Consider the following 21,093-nt stretch of genomic DNA (forward strand, 5'->3'; position numbering starts at 1 on the left):
TGAAAATAACTGCATCGATTGATATGTGTTTTGCAATGTCATGAGATGCCCCCTGGAGACCTTTTCCTTGAATTCCCCTCAGCTTTCCATCCATCCCAGCCTGAAGGGCCGCACCGTGTTCGTCACCGGCGGCGGCAGCGGCATCGGCGCGGCCATCGTCGCTGCTTTCGCGGCGCAGGGCGCGCGCGTGGCCTTTGTCGATATTGCAGAAGCTGCCAGCGCGGCGCTCGCCGCGCAGATCGCCGAAGCCGGCCACGCCGCGCCGTGGTGGCGCGCCTGCGACGTGCGCGACATCGGCGCGCTGCAGCAGGCCGTGGCCGACGCGGCCGCCGAGCTCGGCGACTTCGCGGTGCTGGTCAACAACGTGGCCAGCGACGACCGCCACACGCTCGCATCGGTCACGCCCGACTACTACGACAACCGCATGGCCATCAACGAGCGGCCCGCGCTGTTCGCGATCCAGTCGGTGGTGCCGGGCATGAAGCGCCTGGGCTTCGGTTCGGTGATCAACCTCGGCTCCACGGGCTGGCAGACCAAGGGCTCGGGCTACCCCTGCTACGCGATCGCCAAGTCGTCGGTGAACGGCCTCACGCGCGGGCTCGCGGTGGAGCTGGGCCGCGACCGCATCCGCATCAACACCGTCTCGCCCGGCTGGGTGATGACCGAGCGGCAGGTGGCGTTGTGGCTCGACGAGGAGGGCGAGAAGGCGCTGCACCGCAACCAGTGCCTGCCCGACAAGCTGATGCCGGAAGACATCGCGCGCATGGTGCTGTTCCTCGCGTCGGACGACGCGAAGATGTGCACGGCACAAGAGTTCACCGTGGACGCCGGCTGGACCTGATCAGTCCATCTCGAGCTTGCGTCCGTAGACGCTCATGCTCGCGGTCTTCAGCGCCTTCATCATCACCTTCGCGGCCGGCGACAGCAGCCGGTCGGTGCGCGTGATGATGCCGAAGGCGTCCATGTGGCAGGGCATGTCCAGCGGCAGCAGCGACACGATGCCGTGCGACGCGTAGTAACGTGCCACGTCGGTCGCCAGCACCGCGACCATGTCGCTTTGCTGCAGCATGCGCGTGATGAACAGCAGCGCCGGGCTCTCGATGATGTTGCCCGGCGGCGCCAGGCCTTCCTCCTGGAACATCAGCTCGAAGCGATGGCGCAGCACGCTGCCCGCGGGCGGCACGATCCAGCCGGCGCCCACCACGTCGCGCAGCGTGAGCCCGCTCACGCCCAGCAGCGGATGGCCGGGGCGCACCAGCGCGCACACGGGCTCCTCGGTGAGCGCCTCGTAGCGCAGCTGCGACTTGTCGTGCTCGGCGAACAGCCGCGCCACGAGGATGTCGAGCTTGCCCTGCTCGAGCCGCTCGAGCAGCACCGGGCTGGTCTCGATCTCCAGTGACACACGCAGGTCGGGCTGCTCGCGCTTGACCATCGCCACGGCCGGCGGCATCAGCGTGAGGCCCGGCGCGGTGATGGCGCCCACGTTCACCTGGCCGAGGCGCCCGGCCTTCAGCGCGGTGAGCTCGTCGTGCGCCTGGTTCAGGCTGGCCAGTGCCACGCGGGCGTGGCGAATCATGGTCTCGCCGTACCAGGTGGGGCGCATGCCGCGCGGCAGGCGCTCGAACAGCGGCACCTCGAGCACGTCTTCCAGGTCCTTCAGCAATTTCGACGCGGCGGGCTGCGTCATGTTGAGCACCTGCGCCGCACGGTGGATGTTGCCTTCCTCGGCCAGCGCCACCAGCAACAGCAGCTGGCGGGTCTTGAGGCGGGCGCGGATGAACCAGTGGTTGTAGGTGTTCATGAAGAGGGTGCGAACGAAGGTCTGACGGGGTTTTCCAGAATCCACCGATTGATATGCATTTTGTCTAAAAAACGATTGGATCGATATCGAAATCGTTTCTAGACTTCCGCCCCAGTCCCATAACAACAGAGACAAGGCAACGCCACGGTGATCCACGGCGAGCTTCGGCAGAGCGTGCGCCAGTACATCAACGGCCGCTGGGAAACCAGCGCGACCACCGGTGTCAGCGTCAATCCATCGGACACCAGCGAAGTGGTGGCCGAGTACGCACGTGCCGACCGGCGCCAGGTCGAGCTGGCGATCCGCGCGGCCAGCGAGGCCTTCGTGCACTGGAGCCACAGCACGCCGCAGCGGCGCGCCGACGTGCTCGACCGCATCGGCGCCGAGTTGCTGGCCCGCAAGGACGAGCTGGGCCTGCTGCTGGCGCGCGAGGTCGGCAAGACACTGCCCGAGGCCGTGGCCGAGGTGGCGCGCGCGGGCCAGATCTTCAAGTTCTTCGCGGGGGAGGCCCTGCGCGGCGGCGGTGGCGAGAACGTGGCCTCGGTGCGCGCCGGCGTGCAGGTCGACGTGACGCGCGAACCGGTCGGCGTGGTGGGCCTCATCACGCCGTGGAACACGCCCTTCGCCGTGCCGGCCTCCAAGATCGCCGCGGCACTGGCGCACGGCAACAGCGTGGTCTTCAAGCCGGCCGAGCTGGTGCCGGCCTGCGGCTGGGCGCTCACAGACATCATCGGCCGCGCCACGCTGCCGGCCGGCGTGTTCAACCTCGTGATGGGCAGCGGGCGCGAAGCCGGCCAGGCGCTGGTCGACAGCCCGCTGGTCGATGCGCTGAGCTTCACCGGCTCGGCCGCCAATGGCGAACGCGTGCTGCAGGCCGCGGCCGCACGGCGCGCCAAGGTGCAGCTGGAGATGGGCGGCAAGAACGCGCTGGTGGTGCTGGCCGACGCCGACCTGGACCGCGCCGTCGACTGCGCGGTGCAGGGCGCCTACTTTTCCAACGGCCAGCGCTGCACCGCATCGAGCCGCCTCATCGTCGAAGCCGCTGTGCACGACGCCTTCGTGGCGCAGCTGCGCCAGCGCCTGAAGACGCTGAAGATCGGCCACGCGCTGGAGCGCGGCATCGACATCGGCCCCGTGGCCGACGAAGAGCGGCTGGCGCAGAACCTCGCGTGGATCGACATCGCGCGCGAAGAGGGCGCGGAGCACGTGTGGGGAGGCGAAGCGCTGCAGCGTGCCACCGCCGGCCACTACATGAGCCCCGCGCTCTTCCTGGCCCAACCCGGGCACCGCATCGCACGCGAAGAGATCTTCGGGCCGCTGGCCTGCGTGCTGCGCGCCGGCGACTACGACGAGGCGCTCGCGCTGTGCAACGACACGCCCTTCGGCCTGTGCGCGGGCATCTGCACCAATTCGCTGAAGCACGCGATGCACTTCAGGCGCCATGCCGTGGTCGGCATGACGATGGTCAATCTGCCGACCGCGGGGGTGGACTTTCACGTGCCCTTCGGCGGCCGCAAGGGGTCGGGCTACGGGCCGCGCGAACAAGGGCGCCACGCCGCGGAGTTCTACACGACGGTGAAGACCGGCTACATGCTGGCCTGACCGAACACATCACAGACTCATCAAGAAGGAGACAACCATGACCATGAATCGCCGCACCCTCAACACCGCGCTCGCCGCCGCAGCCCTGGGCAGCATGCTGCCCGTGTCCGCCCTCGCGCAGAAGAAACTCGTGCTCGGCTTCGCGCAGGTGGGCGCCGAGAGCGAATGGCGCACCGCCAACACCGAGTCGATCAAGTCCTCGGCCAAGGAGGCGGGCATCGAACTGAAGTTCTCCGACGCGCAGCAGAAGCAGGAAAACCAGATCAAGGCCATCCGCTCGTACATCGCGCAGAAGGTGGACGTGATCGCGTTCTCGCCCGTGGTCGAGTCGGGCTGGGAAACCGTGCTGCGCGAAGCCAAGGCCGCCAAGATCCCGGTCGTGCTGACCGACCGCTCCGTGAACACCAAGGACGACTCGCTCTACGTGACCTTCATGGGCTCCGACTTCACCGAGGAAGGCCGCAAGGCCGGCCGCTGGCTGGTCGAGAAGATGAAGGACCAGAAGGGCGAGGTGAACATCGTCGAGCTGCAGGGCACCGTGGGCTCGGCCCCCGCCATCGACCGCAAGAAGGGCTTCGAGGAAATCATCAAGGCCGACCCGAAGTTCAAGATCACCCGCTCGCAGACCGGCGACTTCACGCGCGCCAAGGGCAAGGAGGTGATGGAAGCCTTCCTCAAGGCCGAGGGCAAGAAGATCAACGTGCTCTACGCGCACAACGACGACATGGCCATCGGCGCGATCCAGGCGATCGAAGAGGCCGGCATGAAGCCCGCGAAGGACATCACCATCATCTCCATCGACGGGGTGAAGGGCGCCTTCGAAGCCATGATCGCCGGCAAGCTCAACGTGTCGGTGGAATGCAGCCCCCTGCTCGGGCCGCAGCTCATGAGCGCGGTGAAGGACATCAAGGCCGGCAAGACGCTGCCCAAGCGCATCGTCACGGAAGAAGGCATCTTCCCGATGGAAGTCGCGGCCAAAGAGTTTCCCAACCGCAAGTACTGAGGACCGACCGACATGAAACGCAACTTCCTCAAGGCCTCGCTCGCGGGCCTGGCCTTCGCCGTCGTCGGCTTCACGCCGTTGGCCCACGCGCAGGACAAGGGCCTCATCGCCATCTCGATGCCCACCAAGTCGTCGGCGCGCTGGATCGCCGACGGCGCCAACATGGTCAAGTACTTCAAGGACAAGGGCTACAAGACCGACCTGCAGTACGCGGACGACGACATTCCGAACCAGCTCGCGCAGATCGAGAACATGGTGACCAAGGGCTCCAAGGTGCTGGTCATCGCGGCCATCGACGGCACCACGCTGTCCGACGTGCTGCAAAAGGCTGCTGACAAGGGCGTGAAGGTCATCGCCTACGACCGGCTCATCAAGGGCTCGAAGAACGTCGACTACTACGCCACCTTCGACAACTTCCAGGTCGGCGTGCTGCAGGCGCAATCGATCGAGGCGGCGCTGGGCCTCAAGAGCGGCAAGGGCCCGTTCAACATCGAGCTGTTCGGCGGCTCGCCGGACGACAACAACGCCTTCTTCTTCTACAACGGCGCGATGTCGGTGCTCGACCCGTACATCAAGAGCGGCAAGCTCGTGGTGCGCAGCAAGCAGATGGGCATGGACAAGGTCGGCACGCTGCGCTGGGACGGCGCGGTGGCGCAGGCGCGCATGGACAACCTGCTGTCGGCCTACTACACGAAGGACCGCGTCGATGCGGTGCTGTCGCCGTACGACGGTCTTTCCATCGGCATCCTCTCGTCGCTCAAGGGCGTGGGCTACGGCTCGGGCTCGCAGCCGATGCCGGTGGTGTCGGGGCAGGACGCGGAGATTCCCTCGGTCAAGTCGATCCTGCGCAAGGAGCAAAGCTCCACCGTGTTCAAGGACACGCGCGAGCTGGCCAAGGTGACGGTCGCGATGGTCGACGCCATGCTCTCGGGCAAGACGCCCGAGGTGAACGACACCAAGACCTACAACAACGGCATCAAGGTCGTGCCCTCGTACCTGCTCAAGCCGGTGAGCGTGGACGCCTCGAACTGGAAACAGGTGCTGGTGGACAGCGGCTACTACAAGGAAAGCCAGGTCAAGTGAACGGCGGAGAACGCACGATCCTCGAGATGCGCGGGATCACCAAGACGTTTCCCGGGGTGAAGGCCCTGAGCAACGTCAACCTCGCGGTGCGCGCGGGGGAGATCCACGCGGTGGTCGGCGAGAACGGCGCGGGCAAGTCGACGCTCATGAAGGTGCTGAGCGGCGTCTACCCGTGCGACTCGTACACCGGGGAGATCCATTTCGAGGGCGAGCTGCGCCGCTTCAAGGGCATCGCCGACAGCGAGAAGCTGGGCATCATCATCATCCACCAGGAGCTCGCGCTGGTGCCGTTGCTCTCGATTGCCGAGAACATCTTCCTCGGCAACGAGATCGCGAGCGGCGGCGTGATCGACTGGTTCGCGGCCTATGCGAAGACGCGCGAGCTGCTTGCGAAGGTGGGCCTGAAGGAGCTGCCCACCACGCTGGTGACCGACCTCGGTGTCGGCAAGCAGCAGCTCGTGGAAATCGCCAAGGCGCTGGCGAAGGAAGTGAAGCTCCTGATCCTCGACGAGCCCACCGCGAGCCTGAACGAGAACGACAGCGATGCGCTGCTGATGCTTCTGCTGGAACTGAAGCGCCAGGGCATCGCGTCGATCCTCATCTCGCACAAGCTCAACGAGATCGCCAAGGTGGCTGATTCGATCACCGTGCTGCGCGACGGCGCGACGGTCGAAACCATCGACTGCCGCAGCGACCCGATCAGCGAAGACCGCATCATCCGCGGCATGGTGGGGCGCGACATGGAACACCGCTATCCGCAGCGCTCGCCCAAGATCGGCGAGACGGTGCTGGAGGTGCGCGACTGGCGCGTGCACCACGCGCTGCACGCCGACCGCGAGCAGATCAAGGGCGTGAACCTGCATGTGCGCCAGGGCGAGATCGTTGGCATTGCGGGCCTCATGGGCGCGGGGCGCACCGAGCTTGCGATGAGCGTGTTCGGCAAGTCGTACGGCCAGCGCATCAGCGGCTCGGTGCTGATGCACGGCAAGCCCGTGGACGTGAGCACGGTGCGCAAGGCCATCGACCACGGCATCGCCTATGTCACCGAAGACCGCAAGGGCCTCGGGCTGGTGCTGGAGGAAGGCATCCGCAAGAACATCAGCCTCGCGAACCTCGATGCGATTGCCGAGCGCGCGGTGATCGACGATGGCCGCGAGTTCAAGGTGGCCAATGACTTCAAGAAGGCATTGAACATCCGCTGCGCGGGCGTCGAGCAGCTGGTGGTCAATTTGTCGGGCGGCAACCAGCAGAAGGTGGTGCTGAGCAAGTGGCTCTTCGCCAAGCCGGAACTGCTGATATTGGACGAACCCACGCGCGGTATCGACGTGGGCGCCAAGTACGAGATCTACACCATCATCGACCAGCTCGCGAGCGAGGGCAAAGGCATTCTCATGATTTCTTCCGAACTGCCCGAGCTGCTCGGCATGTGCGACCGCATCTACGTGATGAACGAGGGCCGCTTCGTGGCCGAGTTCACGGCGGCCGAGGCGTCGCAGGAGCGCATCATGCATGCGATCGTGAGCGCAGGGAGCTCTGTCCATGTCGCTGCCTAAAGCCAACGCGGTGCAGAGCGCCGTACCTGCAGCACCGAAGCTCCATGTGGGCTTCCTGAAGAACAACCTGCGCGAATACGGCATGCTGATCTCGCTGGTCGCGATCATGGTGCTGTTCCAGGTGCTGACCGACGGCACGCTGCTGCGCCCGCTGAACCTCACCAACCTGCTGCTGCAGAACAGCTACGTGGTCATCATGGCGCTGGGCATGCTGCTGGTGATCGTGGCGGGGCACATCGACCTGTCGGTGGGCTCGGTCTGCGGCTTCATCGGCGCGCTCGCGGCGGTGCTGATGGTGGAGTACGAGTGGCACTTCGTGCCGACCGCGATCATCAGCATCGCGGCCGGCGCGGTGATCGGCGCCGCGCAGGGCTGGTTCGTCGCGTTCCGCAAGATCCCCTCGTTCATCGTCACGCTCGCGGGCATGCTGGTGTTCAAGGGGCTCACGCTGGCGCTGCTGGCGGGGCAGTCGGTGGGGCCGTTTCCGGTCGAGTTCCAGCGCCTGAGTTCGGGCTTCATTCCCGATCCGCTCGGCGGCGACACGGTGCGCACCACCTCTCTGATCGTGGGCGCGCTGGCGGCCGCGGCGCTGGTGTTCTTCAAGCTGCGCGGGCGCGCCAAGCTCAAGGCGCATGGCATGGAGCAGGAACCGTACGCCTTCTTCCTCGTGAAGAACCTGTTCTTCGCGGCGATCATTCTTTTCTTCAGCTACCTGCTCTCGACCTACAAGGGCTTGCCCAACGTGCTGGTGGTGATGGCGGTGCTGATCGTGGTGTACGACTTCGTCACCAACCGCACGACCATCGGCCGGCGCATCTATGCGCTGGGCGGCAACGAGAAGGCCGCGCGGCTGTCGGGCGTGAAGACGCAGCGGCTCGCGTTCCTCACCTTCGTGAACATGGGTGCGCTGGCCGCATTGGCGGGGCTCGTGTTCGCGGCGCGGCTCAACACGGCCACGCCCAAGGCGGGCCTGGGCTTCGAGCTCGATGTGATCGCGGCCTGCTTCATCGGCGGCGCCTCGGCCTCGGGCGGCGTGGGCCGGGTGATGGGCGCGGTGATCGGCGCCTTCATCATGGGCGTGATGAACAACGGCATGTCGATCCTCGGCATCGGCATCGACTACCAGCAGGTCATCAAGGGGCTGGTGCTGCTGGCGGCGGTGTTCATCGACGTCTACAACAAGAACAAGTAGCAGGCGCATGACCGACGGAACCGCCAGCCCGGTGCTCGAACTGCGGGGCATCCACAAGCAGTTCGGCGGCATCTCCGTGCTGAACGATGTGCAGCTCAGGCTCTACCCGGGCGAGATCCATGCGCTGATGGGGCAGAACGGCGCGGGCAAGTCGACGCTCATCAAGGTGCTCACGGGCGTGCTGCCATCGAGCGGCGGCGAGATGTTCCTCGGTGGCGAAGCCATCCGTCCCGCCTCGCCGCTGGAGGCGCAGAAGCTGGGCATCAGCACGGTCTACCAGGAGGTGAACCTGTGCCCGAACCTCTCGGTGGCGGAGAACGTGTTCGCGGGGCGCTATCCGCGCTGCGGTGCGATGCAGGGCTTTCGCATCGACTGGGCCGCGGTGAACCGCCGGGCAGAAGAACTGCTGGCGCGCATCGGGCTCGACATCGACGTGACGCGGCTCCTGTCGAGCTATTCGGTCGCGGTGCAGCAGATGGTGGCGATCGCGCGGGCACTCGGCGTGTCGTCGAAAGTGCTGATCCTCGACGAGCCGACTTCGAGCCTCGATGACGACGAAGTCGAGAAGCTGTTCGAGGTGCTGCGGCGCTTGCGCGGCGAAGGCCTGGCCATCGTCTTCGTGACGCACTTCCTGAACCAGATGTACGCGGTGTCCGACCGCATCACCGTGCTGCGCAACGGCAACTGGGTGGGCGAGTGGAAGGCCGCAGCGCTCGGCCCGCAGGCGCTGATCGCGGCGATGCTGGGTCGCGAGCTGGCTGCGCAGTCGGCACGACCTGCCGCGCTGCCTGCATTCGATGAGGCCGCACCGGCGTTGCTGCAGACCGAAGGGCTGGGGCAGGCGGGGCAGTTGCAGGCGACCGATTTGCGCGTGCGTGCCGGCGAGGTCGTCGGCATTGCCGGCCTGCTCGGCGCGGGCCGCACCGAACTTGCGCGCCTGTTGTTCGGCCTCGAATCGCCCGACCGTGGCGTGCTGAAGATCGACGGCCGCTCCGTCAGTTTTTCGAATCCGGCCGATGCGATCCGCGAAGGCCTCGCGCTGTGCCCCGAAGAGCGCAAGACCGACGGCATCGTGGCCGAGCTGTCGGTGCGCGAGAACATCGCGCTGGCGCTGCAGGCCCGCCTGGGCACGCGGAAATTTCTCTCGCACGCGGAGCAGACCGTGATGGCCGAGCGTTTCGTCGCCTCGCTGGGCATCAAGACGGCGAGCGTCGAAACGCCCATCGGCCTGCTCTCGGGCGGCAACCAGCAGAAAGCCATGATCGCGCGCTGGCTCGCGACCGAGCCGCGCCTCTTGATCCTGGACGAGCCCACGCGCGGCATCGACGTGGCTGCCAAGCAGGAAATCATGGAGGAGATCCTGCGGCTCGCGCGCGCCGGCATGGCGGTGATCTTCATCTCGTCGGAGATGAGCGAGGTGGTGCGCGTGGCGCATCGCATCGTGGTGCTGCGCGACCGGCAGAAGGTGGGCGAACTGCCGGGTGGTTCGACCGAGGACGAGGTCTACGAAATGATTGCTGCAGCATGAACCGCTTTTCGTCCCTCATGAGCCACCGGCTCGCCTGGCCCGTCATCACGCTGCTGTTGCTGCTCGCGATCAACACCGCGTTCAACGCCAGCTTCCTGCACCTCGAATGGCGCGAAGGCCATCTCTACGGCAGCCTCATCGACATCGTGAACCGCGCAGCGCCGCTGGTGCTGGTCTCGCTCGGCATGACGCTGGTGATCGCCACGCGCGGCATCGACATCTCGGTGGGCGCGGTGGTGGCCATCGCGGCGGCGGTCGCGGCCTGGATGATCGGCGGCTCGGTGTCCAGCGACGTGAGCCGCTTCCCGATGCCGCTTGCGATCCTCGCGGCGCTCGGTGTCGCGCTGCTGTGCGGCCTGTGGAACGGGTTGCTGGTCGCCAAGGTCGGCATGCAGCCGATCATCGCGACGCTGATCCTCATGGTGGCGGGGCGCGGCATCGCGCAGCTGGTCGCGGACGGGCAGATCATCACGATCTACTACAAGCCCTTCTTCTTCCTCGGCAGCGGCTACCTGCTCGGGCTGCCGTTCTCGCTGTTCATCGTGGCAGCGGTGTTCGCGCTGCTGTACCTGGCGATCACGCGCACGGCGCTCGGCCTGTTCATCCAGGCGGTGGGCATCAACCCGACGGCCGCGCGCGTGGCGGGCATCCAGGCGCGGCGGCTGGTCGTCGGCGCGTATGCGTTCTGCGGCGTGTGCGCGGGCGTGGCGGGCCTGTTGATCAGCTCGAACGTGAAGAGCGCGGACGGCAACAACGCCGGCCAGCTGCTGGAGCTCGATGCGATCCTCGCAGTCACGCTCGGCGGCACGGCGCTCACGGGCGGGCGCTTCAGCCTCGTGGGCAGCGTGATCGGCGCGCTCATCATCCAGACGCTGACCTACGCGATCTATTCGCTGGGCGTGCCGCCGGAGATCAATCTCGTGGTGAAGGCGGTGGTGGTGTTCGTGGTGATGCTGATGCAGTCGCCGGAGTTCAGGTCGGAGGTTCGCACGCTGGTGCAGCGGCCGGTGCATGACGGGAGCAGGGCATGAGCGCGGTGATCGAGGCGGCGCCCTCGGCCCCACCCGCTCCCGTGCGTGGGAGCAAGGCAAGGCTCAATCCGAAATACCTGCCGCTGACCGCGACCATCTCGCTGTTCGTGCTGATGGCGACGCTGGGCTCGGTGTTCTACGACGGCTTCTTCTCGGCGCAGGTGTTCCTCAACCTGCTGATCGACAACGCCTTCCTCATCGTCGTCGCGGTCGGCATGACCTTCGTGATCCTCTCGGGCGGCATCGACCTCTCGGTGGGTTCGGTGATCGCGCTCACGACGATGGTGTCGGCCTCGCTGGTCGAGAAGCACGGCTGGAGCCCAGCCATCGTGATTCCGCTGGTGCTGGCGATGGGCACGGCGTTCGGTGCGTTCATGGGGCTGCTCATCGAACGCTTCCGGCTGCAGCCCTTCATCGTCACGCTGGCGGGCATGTTCCTCGCGCGGGGGCTGTGCTACCTCATCAGCATCGACTCGATCAGCATCACCAACGCGTTCTATTCGGAGGTCTCGCAGATCCGCATTCCCATCTGGGGCGAGGCCTCGGTGTCGGTCAGCGCGGTGATCGCCATCGCTGTGCTGCTGGCCGCGATCTTCATCGCGCATTGCACGCCCTTCGGGCGCGCGGTGTACGCCATCGGCGGCAGCGAGCATTCGGCGATGCTCATGGGCCTGCCGGTGCGCCGCACGCTCGTGGGCGTGTACACGCTCTCGGGTTTCTGCTCGGCGCTGGCGGGCGTGATCTTCACCTTCTACATGCTCTCGGGCTACGGCCTGCATGCGCTCGGGCTGGAACTCGACGCCATCGCGGCGGTGGTGATCGGCGGCACGCTGCTCACCGGCGGCGTGGGTTACGTGGCGGGCACGCTCTTCGGCGTGCTGATGCTCGGGATCATCCAGACGCTGATTTCCTTCGACGGCACGCTGAGCTCGTGGTGGACGCGCATCGTGGTCGGCGCGCTGCTCTTCGTGTTCTGCCTGCTCCAACGCTTCTTCACCTCGCGCGCCCCGCGCCGCTGACCATTTCCCCATGACAAAGAAACTGCGCTCGACCGAATGGTTCGGCTCCGCCGACAAGAACGGCTTCATGTACCGCAGCTGGATGAAGAACCAGGGCATCCCGGACCACGAGTTCGACGGCCGCCCCATCGTCGGCATCTGCAACACCTGGTCGGAACTTACGCCCTGCAACGCGCACTTTCGCAAGATCGCCGAGCACGTGAAGCGCGGCATCTCGGAGGCGGGCGGCTTCCCGGTCGAGTTCCCGGTGTTCTCGAACGGCGAATCGAACCTGCGGCCCACCGCGATGCTCACGCGCAACCTCGCGAGCATGGACGTGGAAGAAGCCATTCGCGGCAACCCGGTGGATGCGGTGGTGCTGCTCACGGGCTGCGACAAGACCACGCCCGCGCTGCTGATGGGCGCGGCCAGCTGCGACATCCCGGCCATCGTGGTCACGGGCGGGCCGATGCTCAACGGCAAGCTCGACGGCAAGGACATCGGCTCGGGCACGGCCGTGTGGCAGCTGCACGAATCGCTGAAGGCGGGCGAGATCAACCTGCACCAGTTCCTCTCGGCCGAGGGCGGCATGTCGCGCTCGGCGGGCACCTGCAACACGATGGGCACGGCCTCCACCATGGCCTGCATGGCCGAGGCGCTGGGCACCTCGCTGCCGCACAACGCGGCGATTCCGGCGGTCGATGCGCGGCGCTACGTGCTGGCGCAGATGTCGGGTGCGCGCGCGGTGCAGATGGCCAAGGACGGACTCACGCTGTCGAAGATCCTCACGCGCGAGGCCTTCGAGAACGCGATCCGCGTGAACGCGGCCATCGGCGGATCGACCAATGCGGTGATCCACCTGAAGGCGATCGCGGGGCGTATCGGCGTCGAGCTCGAACTGGAAGACTGGACGCGCATCGGCAGCCACACGCCGACGATCGTCGACCTCATGCCTTCGGGGCGATTCCTCATGGAAGAGTTCTATTACGCAGGTGGCCTGCCTGCGGTGTTGCGCCGTCTCGGCGAGCACGGCCTGCTGCCGCACCCGGGTGCGCTCACCGTCAACGGCCAGTCGCTCTGGGACAACGTGCGCGAGGCGCCGAGCCTGAACGACGAGGTGATCCGCCCGCTCGACAACCCGCTCATCGCCGACGGCGGCATCCGCATCCTGCGCGGCAACCTGTCGCCGCGCGGCGCAGTGCTCAAGCCCTCGGCCGCCACGCCCGAGCTGCTGAAGCACCGGGGCCGCGCCGTCGTGTTCGAGAACCTGGAGCACTACAAGGCCCGCATCGTCGATGAAGACCTGGACATCGACGCGAGCTGCGTGATGGTGCTGAAGAACTGCGGCCCCAAGGGCTACCCCGGCATGGCCGAGGTGGGCAACATGGGCCTGCCGCCGAAGCTGCTGCGCCAGGGCGTGAAGGACATGGTGCGCATCTCCGACGCGCGCATGAGCGGCACGGCCTACGGCACGGTGGTGCTGCACGTCGCGCCCGAAGCGGCCGACGGCGGGCCGCTCGCGGCGGTGCGCGATGGCGACTGGATCGAGCTCGATTGCGATGCGGGGCGGTTGCACCTGGACATCAGCGACGAGGAGCTGGCGTCGCGGCTCGCTTCGTTGTCCGCATCCGATGCGCAACCCATGAGCACGCGCGGCGGCGGCTACCAGAAGCTCTACGTCAACCATGTGCTGCAGGCCGACGAAGGCTGCGACTTCGATTTCCTGGTCGGCTGCAGAGGCTCGGCCGTTCCCCGCCACTCCCACTGACCCCACACCATGACCCCCCGATACCGCGGCATCTTCCCGGTGGTGCCCACCACCTTCACCGAACAGGGCGCGCTCGATCTCGAAAGCCAGAAGCGCTGCGTCGATTTCATGATCGACGCGGGCTCCGACGGGCTGTGCATCCTCGCGAATTTCTCCGAGCAGTTCGTGCTGTCCGACGAAGAGCGCGAGGTGCTCACGCGCACCATCCTCGAGCACGTGAAGGGCCGCGTGCCGGTGATCGTGACCACCACGCACTACAGCACCCAGGTCTGCGCCGAGCGCAGCCGTCGCGCGCAGGACATGGGCGCGGCGATGCTGATGGTGATGCCGCCGTACCACGGCGCGACCTTCCGCGTGCCCGAGCCGCAGATCCACGAGTTCTACGCGCGGCTGTCGGATGCGGTGACGATTCCGATCATGATCCAGGACGCACCCGCCAGCGGCACGGTGCTGTCGGCGCCGTTCCTCGCGCGCATGGCGAAAGAGATCGAGCAGGTTGCGTATTTCAAGATCGAGACCGCCGGCGCCGCGTCGAAGCTGCGCGAGCTGATCCGTCTGGGTGGCGATGCCATCGAAGGGCCGTGGGACGGCGAAGAAGCGATCACGCTGATGTCGGACCTCGATGCCGGCGCGACCGGTGCGATGACCGGCGGCGGCTATCCCGACGGCATCCGCCCGATCATCGAGGCGCACCGTTCAGGCGACCGCGACCAGGCCTTCGCGCTGTACCAGCGGTGGCTGCCGCTCATCAACTGCGAGAACCGCCAGGCGGGCCTGCTGGCCTGCAAGGCGCTCATGAAGGAAGGCGGCGTGATCGCCTGCGAAGCGCCACGGCATCCGCTGCCCGCGCTGCATCCCGAGACGCGCGCGGGCCTCATCGAGACGGCGCGGCGGCTCGATCCGTTGGTGTTGCGCTGGGGGAAATGAAAACAGGCGGGCCCGGGTACGCCAGGTACCGGACCGCCATGGGACGGGCTCAGGAAGCGGCGCTGTTGCCCGCTTCGAGCTCGGTGACTTGCAGCGAGAGATCGAACAGCTTGGACTTGCTGGCGTAGTAGCGGTCCAGGCGCCACTCCTTCAGGATGTCCATCGCAAGCTGGAAGCTCTTGTAGTCGAGGCTGTAGAGCGTGATCAACTCGAAGCTGCGTTCGGCTTCGAGCGCCAGCACGAGTTGGGCAAGGATCTTGGCCGATTCGTTGGCCGGGTCCGTTTCAATGAATCGGCGAGCGACCTTGATGGCATTCATGGGAAAGTGTTCCTCGGTTGGCAGGGACCGGGAACTATAGCTAGCACATGCCTGTATTTTGTGACGATTTGATGACAAACGAGGGCATCGCCCGCGAACGTGTCGTCGGTGTTATCACCGAGGCGCATTCCGGGCGATGCGCACCGGGTCACTGCACCGGCACGGGGCGCGGCATGGGCATCGGCATCGGTTCCGCAGGCATCGGTGCCGGCATCGGGGCGGCCATCGGCGGCGGCAACGTGGCGGCCGGTATGTTCACGACGCGGGTCGAGACCGATTCGCGGATCACGCCGCCACCCATCACGCTGCCATCGACATTGCTGCGGATGTTGCCCGCGCTGCCCAGCACGCGGGCCTCGCAGTCGGCACGCTCGGCCGGGGGCTGCAGGCCGCAGCGGGCCACGGCGTTGGCGCGGTAGTCGGGCGCGGAGGTGAGGCCGCCGCGCGCCGCGGCCTGGCGCGCGGCGCCGGCTTCGCGGATGCAGGCGGCACGGTCCTGCTGGTTGTGGCCGCAGACCGCAATCTCCTGCTGGTAGGTGCTGCCGCCGCCGTCGCCACGGGCGGCCGTGGCGATGGTGGTGGTGGCCAGCCCGCTGAGTGCGAGCAGGGCAAAGATCATCGAACGCGCATTGTTTGGCATGGTGTGCTCCTTGTTGGCGTATCGGGGTGAAGGCCGGCCTCGCGCGATCAGCGCACCGGCTGCACGGGCTGTGGTGGCAGCGGGGTGACGGTTTCGCGGATCACGCCGCCGCCCATCACGCTGCCTTCGGTGGAGGTGCGCGCACCGCCGCGGATGCGCGCTTCGCAGTCGGCGCGGTCGGCCACGGGTTGTTCGCGGCAGCGTGCGAGCGCGTTGGCGTCTTCGCGTTCCGCACCGGGGGTGGTCAGGCCGTGGCGACCGGCTTCCTGGCGCGCGGCGCCGGCTTCGCGCAGGCAGGCCGCGCGGTCCTGTTGCACGCCGTCACAGGTGGCGCGTTCCTTTTGCATCCGCGCGTCGCTGCCGGGCGCCTGGGCCGAGGCCAGCGGCGCGCCGGCCATGAAGAAGCCACCGACGGCCACGAGGGCAGCGGTTGAAAGCGTGGAACGGAAGGTGTGGGTCGTCATCGGGGCTCCTGAAGGGGCGCGCCGTGCGAACAGAAAACAGAAACAAAAGAACGCAGGGCGCGACCGGTGACCCAGTGTGGGCCGGCCGGTGGCGCGGGGCTGTGGGACAAGCCGCACGCCGTGGAGCGGGCCGGACGCGCCCCTGCGTGTGGGACACGTCCGTCAGCGCAAGGAGGGCGGGCCTCCTGCGCTGCGGGGCGGGCGGATCAGCCCTGCGCGATGCGCTGCGCGAGGTGGGCCAGCGCCTCTTCGACCTGGTCGACGAGGATGAGCGACAGGTCGCCCGGCTGCAGCCGCGCCAGCGCGGCGTCGATGGCGACGAACTCGCCGCGGATCTCGTCGATCTGGCGCGTGCGCGAGGCGCCCTGCAGGCCCTGGCGCAGCAGCGCCATGACCTCGCCGTCGGCGCGGCCGCGCTGCGCCGCGTCCTGGTACAGGATCACGTCGTCGAAGGCCTGGCCGAGGATCGCGGTCTGGTCGCGGATGTCGGAGTCGCGCCGGTCGCCCGCGCCGCTGATGACCACCGAGCGCTTGTTGGCGGGCATGGTGTCCACGGCCGACACCAGCGCCTTCATGGCGTCGGTGTTGTGGCCGTAGTCGGCAATGACGGTGGCGCCGCGGTAGTCCATGACGTTGAAGCGCCCGGGCACGCCGGCCGCGTCGTTCATGAAGCTCGACAGGCCGCTGCGGATGGTGTCCCAATCGAGGCCCACGGCCCACGCGGCGGCCACCGAGGCCATCACGTTGTCGACCTGGAAGCCGATGGTGCCGCCGCGCGTGATCGGCACGTCGCGCAGCGCGATGCGTTCGCGCCACGAGCCTTCGGCGGCCACCAGCGTGTCCTGGTCGACGTACACGGTGCGCTTGCCTTGCGCGCGGTGCGTGGCCATCACCGGGTGCATGCGGTCGGCGGTGAAGAAGATCACGTTGCCAGGGCAGCCGGCCGCCATGGCGGCGACGTTCACGTCGGCTGCGTTGAGCACCGCGTAGCCGTCAGCGGCCACGTTGCGCACGATCACGCGCTTGAGCACCGCCAGGTCTTCCACCGTGGTGATGTAGTTCAGGCCCAGGTGGTCGCCACTGCCGATGTTGGTGACCACGGCCACCTCGCAGCGGTCGAAGCCCAGGCCCTCGCGCAGCACGCCGCCGCGGGCCACTTCGAACACGGCCGCGTCGACGTCGGGGTGCATCAGCACGTTGCGCGCGCTCTTGGGGCCGCTGCAGTCGCCGCTGTCGGTCTGGCGGCCGTTGACGTACACGCCGTCGGTGTTCGTCATGCCGGTGCGCAGGCCGCTGGAGGCAATGATGTGGTTGATCAGGCGCGCGGTGGTGGTCTTGCCGTTGGTGCCGGTGACGGCCACCACGGGAATGCGGCCGTCGTCGCCGGGGGCGAACAGCGTGTCCATCACCGCCTCGCCGACCGCGCGGCCGCGGCCAAACGAGGGCGAGATGTGCATGCGCAGGCCGGGCGCGGCGTTCACTTCGACCACGCCGCCGTGCTGTTCTTCGAGCGGGCGCAGCACGTTCTCGCAGACCATGTCGACGCCGCAGATGTGCAGGCCGACCATCTGCGCCGCATCGACCGCGCGCGCGGCCACTTCGGGGTGCACGGTGTCGGTGACGTCGGTGGCGGTGCCACCGGTCGAGAGGTTGGCGTTGTTGCGTAGCACGACGCGCTGGCCCAGCTCGGGCACGCTCTCGGGCGTGAGGCCCTGCGACTCGAGCCGGCCGATGGCGATGTCGTCCAGGCGGATCTTGGTGAGCGAGGTGGCGTGGCCCTCGCCGCGGCGCGGGTCGAGGTTCACGGTGTCGACCAGCTGGCGCACGGTGGAGCTGCCGTCGCCGATCACCTGCGGCGGATCGCGCCGCGCGGCGGCCACGAGGCGGTCGCCCACCACCAGCAGGCGGAAGTCGAAGCCGGGCAGGAATTTCTCGACCATCACCTCGCCGTACACGGCGGCCGAGTCGTAGGCCGAAGTGAGTTGCTCGCGCGTGGTGATGTTCACCGTCACGCCCTTGCCCTGGTTGCCGTCCTGCGGCTTGACCACGACCGGCAGGCCGATTTCTTCCGCAGCGGCCCAGCCGTCGTCGGCGCTGCTCACGGGGCGGCCCAGCGGCACCGGCACGCCGGCGGCGTTGAGCAACTGCTTGGTGAGTTCCTTGTCCTGCGCGATCGATTCGGCCACGCCGCTGGTGCTGTCGATTTCGGCGGCCTGGATGCGGCGCTGCTTGGAGCCCCAGCCGAACTGCACCAGGCTGCCGCTGGTGAGGCGGCGGTACGGAATGCCGCGCGCCACGGCGGCGTCGACGATGGAGCCGGTGCTCGGGCCCAGGCGCTCCGACTCGTCGAGGTCGCGCAGCTCGGTGATGGCGGCGTCGGCGTCGAAGGCGGTGTCGGCCAGCGCGGCCTGGATCAGTTCCTCGGCCAGCGCGAGGGCGCGGCGGCCCACGTCTTCCTCGGTGTACTGCACGGTGACCTGGTACACGCCTTCTTCGGTCGTGGGCGCGGTGTTGCCGAAGTTGACGGCGCAGCCGGCCTGGGCCTGCAGCGCCACGGCGGCGTTCTCGAGCACGTGGGCCAGCGCCAGCGGCTGGCCGAGCACCATCGGGTGCAGCTCGCCGATGGTCGGGAAGCGGGCGCGCAGACGGGCTTCGAACCCGTCGAGCTTGCCGACGGCGTTTTCGTCGCCTTCGCAGGCCACGACGGCCTCGATGGTGGTGTGGCGGCTCCAGAGATTGGGGCCGCGCAGGGCGCGGATGCGGGTGACTTTCATGGGGCTACGGCACGGGGCGCGCGGTTGCGGTGATCTTGCGGTGTGACCAGGGCGCCGGCCCCGCGGGTGGCGGGGCGGCGCATCGTGTCATGCCAGTTGTAGTTGGGGGGAGAGCGGCGAGGCTTGCGACAGCTGCAGCGAGGCCAGGGCCGCCTGCAGGTCGGCTTCGAAGGCTTCGACTCCGGCGCCGATCAGGTTGAGCGGAATGCCCATGGCCCAGGCGGCGGCCACGGCGGCCAGCAGGCTTTCGAGGCTCACGCCGACGTGGGTCGCGCGCCAGATGGTCAGGCGGCCCAGGCCGGGCAGGAACGATTCGCTCGTGCCGTTGGCCAGCACCACGCGGTCCTGGCGCACCAGCACGGCCTTGCCGCCTTCGGCCTGGTGCGCGGCGAGCGCGGCAGCCTGCGGGTCGGCCGCATAGAGGATGACGGCGCCATCGCACAGCGGCGCCAGCGCGGCGATGCGCGGCTCGTCGGCGTTGAGCACGGCCGTGCCTTCGCCCAGCACCACGTCGACCTGGGTGCGCAGCACCTTGACCATCTGGTCGCTCTCGGTGATGTCGTAGTCGGCCAGGGCTTCGCAGCCTTCGAGGTCGGTCACGATGCCGACTTCGCAGCGGTCGTAGGCCAGGCCGTCGCGCAGGATGGTTTCGGCACCGTTCTCGATCACCACGGCCTCGACGGCGCGGTTCACGAGCAGGCGGTGGCCGGCGTCCCAGTTGGCGCTGTCGCGTGCGTCGACGCGGCGGCGTTCCAGGAACAGGCCGTCGCGGCAGGCCAGGCCGGTGTGGCGCCCGCCGAGGTTGATGAGCCAGGCCACCAGCCGCGCGAGCACGGCGGTGTCGCGCGAACCGGCCACGCCCACCACGGGGATGCGGCCCGGCGCGTCGTTCGGGAACAGGTGGTCGCAGATGGCGCGGCCCACGGGGCGCGGCGAGCCGATGGCCGGCTTCAGGTGCATCAGCAGGCCGGGGCCGGCGTTCACCTCGACGATCGCGCCGCCCTGCGGGCCCAGCGGCTTGGAAATATCTTGCGCGACCATGTCGATGCCCGCGATGTCCAGGCCGACCACGCGCGCGGCGAGCACGGCGGCATGCGCCACCTCGGGGTGCACGAGGTCGGTGCAGTCGTAGGCCATGTTGCCGTTGCGCTGGATCGTCACCACGCGGCCGGCGGCCGGCACCGAGTTGCCGTCCAGTTCCTGGCGCTTGAGCTCCAGCTGCAGCTTGGCGTCGGTGGCCAGCACGATCACGTCGAGCGGAAATTCTTCTTCGGCGCCGCGGCGCGGGTCGCTGTTGAGCTGCTTGTCGATCAGCCCGGCCACGGTGCTGGTGCCGTCGCCGGTCACGGTGATGATCTCGCCGCGCGCGGCCGCCACCACCTCGCCGCCCACCACCAGCAGGCGATGTTCGTGGCCGCGGATGAAGCGCTCGACCATCACGTCGCTGCCCTCGGGCTCGGCGACCGCGAAGGCGGCCATGACTTCCTCGCGCGTGGTCAGTTCGAGCGACACGCCGCGGCCATGGTTGGCGTCCGACGGTTTCACGACCACGGGCAGGCCGATGTCCTCGGCGGCTTCCCAGGCTTCTTCGGGCGACTCGACCACCTGGCCGTGCGGCACGGGCACGCCGCAGCTGGCGAGCAGCGACTTGGTCAGTTCCTTGTCGCTGGCGATCGATTCGCCGATGGCGCTGGTGTAGTCGGTTTCCGCGGTCCAGATGCGCTGCTGGTTGGCGCCGTAGCCCAGCTGCACCAGGTTGCCGCTGTTCAGGCGCATGTGCGGAATGCCGCGGTCGGTGGCGGCGGACACGATGGCCGCAGTGCTCGGGCCGAGGTAGCAGTCCTCGACCTTGGCCTTGACCGCCTCGACGGCCGTCTGCACGTCGGCGGCAGTGAACGGGTCGTTGTTGATGGCCGCCATCAGCAGGCGGTGGCCTTCGGTGAGCGCCACGCGGGCGACCTGCTCGTCACGCGCGCGGAACACCATGCGGTACACGCCGTGCTCCGAGGTGCTGCGGGTTTGCCCGAAGCCGGTCGGCATGCCGGCCAGGTTCAGCAGTTCGATCACGACGTGCTCCAGCACGTGGCCCGACCAGGTGCCTTCGGTGAGGCGCTGGATGAAGCCACCGCGCTCGCCCACGCCGCAGTGGTGCTCGATGAGCGCCGGCAGCAGGGTGGTCAGCCGGTCGGTGAAACCGTCGATCTTGTTGGAGGGGAAGTCTTCCAGTTGGCCCAGGTCGAGCCAGACTTCGAGCACCGGACGGTAGGTCCAGAGGTTGGGACCGCGCAAATAGTTGATGCGCAGCAATTGGATGTCGTCGAAACGGGTCATGCAAACGTTCGATGTGCTTTGGCCGAGCACCACGGCGCCTTCAAGCGCACCCATGGCGATCGGTCAGAATCGGCGCCCG

The 21,093-nt window shown here is 67.8% G+C and carries 17 protein-coding genes; 11 read left to right on the forward strand and 6 right to left on the reverse strand.

Translation table 11 applies throughout. The annotated features are described in order from the left end of the window. Positions 1–40 precede the first annotated feature (40 nt). Positions 41–841 (forward strand): SDR family NAD(P)-dependent oxidoreductase, encoded by an 801-nt coding sequence (locus tag AC07OX_RS15530; RefSeq protein ID WP_495261985.1) that lies wholly within the window; start codon positions 41–43, stop codon positions 839–841. On the opposite strand, the gene AC07OX_RS15535 is transcribed toward AC07OX_RS15530, so the two are convergent. After that, positions 842–1,801, reverse strand: a complete 960-nt coding sequence (locus AC07OX_RS15535; RefSeq protein ID WP_369644706.1) for a LysR family transcriptional regulator — start codon at positions 1,799–1,801, stop codon at positions 842–844. Between the two features lie 147 nt (positions 1,802–1,948). Between AC07OX_RS15535 and AC07OX_RS15540 the strand changes: the two genes are divergently transcribed. From AC07OX_RS15540 to AC07OX_RS15585, 10 genes are read left to right on the forward strand one after another with little or no spacing between them, the layout of a single operon-like run. Next, positions 1,949–3,403 (forward strand): aldehyde dehydrogenase family protein, encoded by a 1,455-nt coding sequence (locus AC07OX_RS15540; RefSeq protein WP_495261986.1) that lies wholly within the window; start codon positions 1,949–1,951, stop codon positions 3,401–3,403. A 37-nt stretch (positions 3,404–3,440) separates the two neighbouring features. Continuing rightward, entirely contained in the window at positions 3,441–4,406 is a 966-nt protein-coding gene (locus AC07OX_RS15545) for an ABC transporter substrate-binding protein (RefSeq protein ID WP_062480580.1), read from the forward strand. A gap of 12 nt (positions 4,407–4,418) precedes the next feature. Next, the gene (chvE, locus tag AC07OX_RS15550) at positions 4,419–5,489 is read left to right on the forward strand and encodes a multiple monosaccharide ABC transporter substrate-binding protein (RefSeq protein WP_495261987.1); all 1,071 of its coding nucleotides are present in this window, start codon (positions 4,419–4,421) and stop codon (positions 5,487–5,489) included. A 26-nt stretch (positions 5,490–5,515) separates the two neighbouring features. After that, positions 5,516–7,042 (forward strand): multiple monosaccharide ABC transporter ATP-binding protein, encoded by a 1,527-nt coding sequence (mmsA, locus tag AC07OX_RS15555; protein ID WP_495262002.1) that lies wholly within the window; start codon positions 5,516–5,518, stop codon positions 7,040–7,042. Then, the gene (gene mmsB, locus AC07OX_RS15560) at positions 7,029–8,234 is read left to right on the forward strand and encodes a multiple monosaccharide ABC transporter permease (protein WP_495261988.1); all 1,206 of its coding nucleotides are present in this window, start codon (positions 7,029–7,031) and stop codon (positions 8,232–8,234) included. Before mmsA ends, mmsB begins: the two co-directional genes overlap by 14 nt. 7 nt (positions 8,235–8,241) lie before the next feature. Then, entirely contained in the window at positions 8,242–9,762 is a 1,521-nt protein-coding gene (locus tag AC07OX_RS15565) for a sugar ABC transporter ATP-binding protein (RefSeq protein ID WP_495261989.1), read from the forward strand. Next, positions 9,759–10,793 (forward strand): ABC transporter permease, encoded by a 1,035-nt coding sequence (locus AC07OX_RS15570; RefSeq protein WP_495261990.1) that lies wholly within the window; start codon positions 9,759–9,761, stop codon positions 10,791–10,793. The genes AC07OX_RS15565 and AC07OX_RS15570 overlap by 4 nt, the downstream gene beginning before the upstream one ends. After that, positions 10,790–11,812 carry a galactofuranose ABC transporter, permease protein YjfF gene (gene yjfF, locus AC07OX_RS15575; RefSeq protein WP_495261991.1) on the forward strand — a complete coding sequence of 341 codons (1,023 nt, stop codon included), beginning with the start codon at positions 10,790–10,792 and terminating at the stop codon, positions 11,810–11,812. The genes AC07OX_RS15570 and yjfF overlap by 4 nt, the downstream gene beginning before the upstream one ends. Before the next feature lie 10 nt (positions 11,813–11,822). Next, complete coding sequence (locus AC07OX_RS15580; protein ID WP_487848028.1) at positions 11,823–13,559, forward strand: IlvD/Edd family dehydratase; 1,737 nt, start codon at positions 11,823–11,825, stop codon at positions 13,557–13,559. A 9-nt stretch (positions 13,560–13,568) separates the two neighbouring features. Continuing rightward, a complete protein-coding gene (locus AC07OX_RS15585) occupies positions 13,569–14,486 on the forward strand; it encodes a dihydrodipicolinate synthase family protein (protein ID WP_354345572.1) in 918 nt (305 codons plus the stop codon). Positions 14,487–14,535: 49 nt separating this feature from the next. Here AC07OX_RS15585 and AC07OX_RS15590 read toward each other — a convergent pair whose 3' ends face one another. From AC07OX_RS15590 to AC07OX_RS15610, 5 genes are all read right to left on the reverse strand, one after another. Further along, positions 14,536–14,805 (reverse strand): hypothetical protein, encoded by a 270-nt coding sequence (locus AC07OX_RS15590; protein ID WP_062480564.1) that lies wholly within the window; start codon positions 14,803–14,805, stop codon positions 14,536–14,538. Positions 14,806–14,953: 148 nt separating this feature from the next. Further along, positions 14,954–15,445, reverse strand: coding sequence for a hypothetical protein (locus AC07OX_RS15595; protein ID WP_095747442.1), 492 nt, complete (start codon positions 15,443–15,445; stop codon positions 14,954–14,956). A gap of 47 nt (positions 15,446–15,492) precedes the next feature. Continuing rightward, positions 15,493–15,909 (reverse strand): hypothetical protein, encoded by a 417-nt coding sequence (locus tag AC07OX_RS15600; protein ID WP_495261992.1) that lies wholly within the window; start codon positions 15,907–15,909, stop codon positions 15,493–15,495. Between the two features lie 206 nt (positions 15,910–16,115). Beyond that, a complete protein-coding gene (gene cphA, locus AC07OX_RS15605) occupies positions 16,116–18,683 on the reverse strand; it encodes a cyanophycin synthetase (RefSeq protein ID WP_354345567.1) in 2,568 nt (855 codons plus the stop codon). Positions 18,684–18,770: 87 nt separating this feature from the next. Continuing rightward, positions 18,771–21,014 carry a cyanophycin synthetase gene (locus tag AC07OX_RS15610; RefSeq protein WP_260685188.1) on the reverse strand — a complete coding sequence of 748 codons (2,244 nt, stop codon included), beginning with the start codon at positions 21,012–21,014 and terminating at the stop codon, positions 18,771–18,773. Positions 21,015–21,093 lie beyond the last annotated feature (79 nt).

The sequence above is a fragment of the Variovorax sp. GW821-FHT09D07 genome (genome assembly GCF_059416345.1).